At 68.1% G+C, this 1,744-nt stretch carries 2 protein-coding genes; both read left to right on the forward strand.

The features are described 5' to 3' along the window. The first annotated feature begins 148 nt into the window (after positions 1 to 148). On the forward strand, positions 149 to 589 hold the full coding sequence (locus tag IE241_RS33845) for a phage tail protein (protein WP_190025715.1): 441 nt from the start codon (positions 149 to 151) through the stop codon (positions 587 to 589). A gap of 91 nt (positions 590 to 680) precedes the next feature. Continuing rightward, on the forward strand, positions 681 to 1,744 hold a 1,064-nt coding region (locus tag IE241_RS33850; protein ID WP_190025716.1), incomplete at its 3' end, for a phage tail sheath family protein.

The raw sequence follows: 1,744 nt of genomic DNA on the forward strand, positions 1-1,744 counted from the left end.
CGACATCGGCATCGCCCCCGTCCGCCCCGCCGAATTCGTCCACTTCACCATCACCCAAATCGCCGACGGACCCACGCAGTCCGGCTGATCCGCCCAGTCCGACACCACGATCCCGCCACGCCCACCATGAGCCCAGGAGGCCCCGCACGTGTTGACCGGTGACACTTTCAGCAGCAGCACCTTCGCCATCGAACTGGGCAAGTTCCAGGTCGAGACCGTCCAGGACGTCTCGGGCCTGACGCTGGAGCAGGACGTGGTCGAGACCCGCCAGGTCTCCTCCACCGGCGAACTGATCGTGCGCAAACAGCCGGGCGCCCGCCGCACCGGCGAGATCACGATCACCCGCGGCATGGACAAGAGCACCGCGTTCACCGACTGGATCAAGGCCACGCTGGTCGACGCCGACCTCGACAGCGCCCGGCAGAACATCACCATCGCCCTCAAGGATGCCAAGAAGGAGACGGTCCGGCGCATTCACCTGACCAACGCCTGGGCCTCCCGCTGGGAGGGCCCCCAGCTCGGGGCGACGAATTCCGGAGTCGCCACGGAGCAGGTGACGATCACCTACGAGGACATCACCGTCGAATAGCCCTCCCCTCCCCCACCACAGCGCGTCGTGGCACTTCACGTCACGTCGCGTCACAAGGACAGCAGCAGATGAAGGAGAGGGAGCAGCAGCGATGAACGCACCGAAGCCCCCGGGCGTCTACGTCACGGAGAAGTCGAGCGGCGTCCGCATGATCGTCGGGGTGGGCACCTCCACTCCGGCCTTCCTGGGGTACACCAAGGTTCCGGACGCCAAGAGCAATGAGGCGGCGGCCACTCCCCCGTTCACGGCCGAGGAGCGCACGCGTCCCCAGCCGATCCGTGGCTGGCAGGAGTTCGCCGCCCGCTACAGCATCCAGGAGCTGAGCGCGGAGCTGGCCGGCCTCCTGAAGAAGAACAGCAAGGAAGGCGAGGACCTCAAGAAGGTCCGTGCACTGCAGCGGTGCCTCGTGCTGGCGGAGTCCGTCTACGGGTTCTTCGCCAACGGCGGCACCTCCTGCTACGTCGTGGGCTTCACCGATCCGCGGGTGGCCGTCACGAGCACGATGCTGAAGGGCGACGCCGAGCAGCGGACGGGCCTGGGCGGGCTGGAGACCGTCCCGGAGGTGACCATGGTCGCCGTGCCCAGCCTGTGGGACATGACGGCCGCGGTCTCCGACGCCCCGGTGCCCCCCGAGCCGGTCCAGGCCACAGGGCGGGAGCTGATGAGCGCCGTCGTCGGTCACTGCGTGGCCCTGCGCAACCGCCTCGCGGTGCTCGACGCCCCTCCGAATCAGCTCGCCGACCCCCTCAAGGCTTTCGCCGACTCACTCCCTTCCCAGGACACGCCCGACGCCGAATTCACCACGCTCTACTACCCGTGGGTCAACGTCCCCGGTGTCGACGGCAGCCCCCGCACCGTCCCGCCCTCCGGCCATATCACCGGCGTCTGGGCCCGCACCGACGCCGAACGCGGCGTCTTCAAAGCCCCCGCCAACCAGAACCTCCGCGGCGTGCTCGACATCCCGGTCCTGCTCACCGACGACATGCAGGGCGAGCTCAACAACAAGGGCGTCAACTGCCTGCGTGTCTTCCCCGACCGCGGTCTCCTCGTCTGGGGTGCACGCACCCGCTCCAGCAGCCGCGACTGGAAATACCTCAACGTCCGACGCCTCGTCAGCTACCTCTCCGACTCCATCCGCCAATCCACCACCTGGGC

The organism is Streptomyces hiroshimensis, assembly GCF_014650335.1.
GTDB classification, from domain to species: domain Bacteria; phylum Actinomycetota; class Actinomycetes; order Streptomycetales; family Streptomycetaceae; genus Streptomyces; species Streptomyces hiroshimensis.